Here is a 3,325-nt window from a genome sequence, read left to right on the forward strand (position 1 = left end):
GGGCGTGGCCGCGCGAGACCGTGCCGTCGTGGTCCGCCCCCGCGCCGATCCCGCCCGCGCCCGAGTCGTCGTGGTGCTGCGGGACTTACCTGCCATGGCCCCAGGCTAGCCGCAAATCCCCCACTGCTGCGCCTCTCCCGGGTCTTCCGGCCGTACGAGTCGTCACACCGGGCGGTTCAGGCCGAGCCCGGCGCGGACGGCGCTGAGAGGTCCGGCGGTCTCCGTGTCGCCGCGGGAGGAAACATCGAGCAACACGACTCCGGCGTCCACTCGAAGATCAGGCACAAGAGACAAGGGTTTTTCATACCACAGAGTCTGTTACTCCCCCTGCCGGGAAATCTCCGGCTAGCGCAACGAGAGTCCGCTCTGTACCTTGTCTCTCGGTCCATCGGGTCGTGGGCCTAATGACAAGAAGGGGCAAATCCTCCGTGAAGAAGTTTGCTACCGGTGTGGCCGCGTTGGCGGCGGCGGGTACCGCGCTGGCCGTCAGCGCGCCCGCGGCGCACGCCTACACCAACAACTACGGCGCCATCGCGCTGTCCACCTCCACCGGGTTGATCGGATATTCCTACGACTATCCGGATTCGGCTTCCGCGCAGCGGCGCGCCGTGAGCTCCTGCGGCGCGGCGGACTGCCAGTCGGTGGTCTGGTTCCGCAACGGCTGCGGCGCCGTCGCGTACTCCAGCGGCAGCGGCAGCTGGAGCTGGGGGTACGCGTCGTCCCGGCGCAGCGCGCAGGGCCAAGCCCTGCGGCACAACGATTCCGACGCCTACATCGTGCACTGGAACTGCACGTCCAACCACGGCTGATGCCCGGTATTCGAGTCGAAGGAAACATCGTGAAACACCGCACTTTCCGGACCGCCGTGGCTGTCGTCCTCACCGCAGTGGCCTGCTCGCTGTCCGCCTGCGCTTCCGGCGACGACTCCTCGTCCCCGAGCACCAGCGCCAACCCGAGCCATGCGGCGGGTGAGTTGGAGGGCGGCTCGGACAAGGGCGACAAGGAGGCCGGCTCCGCGCCGACCACTCCGTCCTCGCCCGCACTGGCCAAGCCCACGGTTGCGCAGCTGAACGAGCGGCTGCAGAAGGCGTTCGATCCGAACGTGCCCAACGCGGAGAAGATCAGCTGGATCCAAGCCGCCGAGCAGGATCCCTATCTGGTCGCCAACCTGGTCGACGCCGCGAAGAAGCAGAAGGTCGTCGTCGAGGTCACCAATGTGGGCGACCCGAAGGACGGCAAGCTCAAGGCCGACGCCAAGGTCACCATCGACGGCACCCCGGTGGACGACGCGTTCATCCAGTTCGTCTCCGAGGGCGGCCAGTGGAAGGTCGACCACACCTTCGCCTGCAACATCGTCAAGAGCGCGAAGATCGAGTCCGCGGCCTGCCAGGAGTGACCGCGCACGACTGAGTGAAAGGGCCGGATAGCTGCGCTATCCGGCCCTTTCGCGCATTCGGGAATCAGACTCCGATAACCGTCGGCACGATCATCGGGCGACGCCGATAGGTCTCGGCCACCCAGCGCCCGACCACCCGTCGCACGCCCTGCGCGATCCGATGGGTGTCCGTGACGCCCTCGCCTGCCAGCCGCAGCAACTCGGCCTCCACCAGTTCCGCCGCGCCCAGCAGTGCGGTCGGATCGTCGGAGAAGCCACGCCCGCTGAGTTCGGGTGTGCTGACCGCCTTGCCGGTGGTCTCATCGATGGCGACGGTGATCGCGATGAAACCGCCCTCACCGAGCACCAGCCGGTCCGACAGCGTGGACTCGCCGACATCGCCCACCGACAGCCCGTCGACATACACGTGCCCGACCGCCACTCGGCCGACGATCGAGGCGATGCCGTCGACCAGATCCACCACCACACCGTCCTCGGCGAGCACCACCCGGTCCTCGGGCACACCGGTCGCCACCGCCAAGGCGGCGTTCGCCCGCAGGTGGCGCCACTCGCCGTGTACCGGCATCGCGTTGGTCGGCCGCACCGCGTTGTACAGGTACAGCAGCTCACCCGCGGACGCGTGCCCGGAAACGTGCACCTTGGCGTTCTGCTGGGTGATCACCGTGGCACCCAGCCGGGCCAGGCCGTTCACCACGGCGTACACGGAGTTCTCGTTGCCGGGGATGAGCGAGGAGGCCAGCACCACCAGATCGTCGGCGCGAATGTTGATCTGCCGGTGCTCGCCGCGCGCCATCCGCGACAGCGCCGACAACGGCTCGCCCTGCGACCCGGTCGAGATCAGCACCAGGCGGTGGCCCGGCAGGGTGGCGGCGACGTCGAGGTCGACGACCACGCCGTCCGGCACCGTCAGATAGCCCAGGTCCTGCGCGATCTGCATGTTGCGGACCATCGAGCGCCCGATGAAACACACGCGGCGCCCGTACTTCTGGGCCACGTCGACCACCTGCTGGATGCGATGCACGTGGCTGGCGAACGACGCGACGATCACCCGGCTGCGCGCCTTGCCGATCACCGTGTCCAGTACCCCGCCGATCTCGCGTTCCGGCGTGACGAACCCGGGGACCTCCGCGTTCGTGGAGTCCACCAGGAACAGGTCGACGCCCTCGTCGCCGAGCCGGGAGAATCCGGCCAGGTCGGTGAGCCGTCCGTCCAGCGGCAACTGGTCGAGCTTGATGTCGCCGGTGTGCAGAACGACGCCCGCGGGCGTGCGGATGGCAACGGCGATCGCGTCCGGAATGGAGTGATTGACCGCGAAGTACTCGCAGCCGAACGGGCCGTGCGTGGTGTGCTGTCCCTCGGTGACCTCGACCAGCTTCGGATGCTGACGATGCTCCCGGCATTTCGCGGCGACCAGCGCGAGGGTGAACTTCGAGCCGACCACCGGGATATCCGGCCGCAGCCGCAGCAGGAAGGGCACCGCGCCGATGTGGTCCTCGTGGCCGTGGGTGAGCACGACGGCGGCCACGTCGTCCATCCGGTGCTCGATGGGACGGAAGTCGGGCAGGATCAAGTCGACGCCGGGCTGCTGGTCCTCCGGGAACAGCACGCCGCAGTCGACGATCAGCAGCTTGCCGCCGTACTCGAAAACGGTCATGTTGCGGCCGATCTCGCCGATACCGCCGAGCGCGAACACACGCAGGCCGTTCTTCGGCAGGACGGGCGGCGCGCCGAGCCGGTCGTGCGTGGGGATCGGAACCGGCTGCGGTGCGGGCGCTTCGACCCGCCGTCCGCCGGACGTCCCCCGCCCGGCGGACGCTGCACGTCCACGACGCCGGGACGACGCCTCCTGCGCCCGGGGCTCCGGTCGGGCCTGCGCGGGCTTCGTCTCGGCGGTCACGACCCGTTCGGCCTCCACCGTCACCTCGACGG

4 protein-coding genes are annotated in these 3,325 nt (G+C 68.8%); 2 read left to right on the plus strand and 2 right to left on the minus strand.

Features of this window, described 5'->3' with window-relative positions:
- Positions 1–162: 162 nt before the first annotated feature.
- On the minus strand, positions 163–285 hold the full coding sequence (locus NA4_RS43435; RefSeq protein ID WP_281180109.1) for a hypothetical protein: 123 nt from the start codon (positions 283–285) through the stop codon (positions 163–165).
- A gap of 143 nt (positions 286–428) precedes the next feature.
- Here NA4_RS43435 and NA4_RS37690 point away from each other — a divergent pair, with 143 nt between their 5' ends.
- Both NA4_RS37690 and NA4_RS37695 read left to right on the plus strand, forming a co-directional pair.
- A complete protein-coding gene (locus tag NA4_RS37690; protein WP_245671790.1) occupies positions 429–809 on the plus strand; it encodes a DUF4189 domain-containing protein in 381 nt (126 codons plus the stop codon).
- A gap of 29 nt (positions 810–838) precedes the next feature.
- Entirely contained in the window at positions 839–1,396 is a 558-nt protein-coding gene (locus tag NA4_RS37695; RefSeq protein WP_067480941.1) for a WKL family lipoprotein, read from the plus strand.
- Between the two features lie 64 nt (positions 1,397–1,460).
- Here NA4_RS37695 and NA4_RS37700 read toward each other — a convergent pair whose 3' ends face one another.
- Entirely contained in the window at positions 1,461–3,293 is a 1,833-nt protein-coding gene (locus tag NA4_RS37700; protein WP_067480944.1) for a ribonuclease J, read from the minus strand.
- Between the last annotated feature and the right edge of the window lie 32 nt (positions 3,294–3,325).

The sequence above is a fragment of the Nocardia amamiensis NBRC 102102 genome (assembly GCF_001612745.1).
Taxonomy (GTDB): domain Bacteria; phylum Actinomycetota; class Actinomycetes; order Mycobacteriales; family Mycobacteriaceae; genus Nocardia; species Nocardia amamiensis.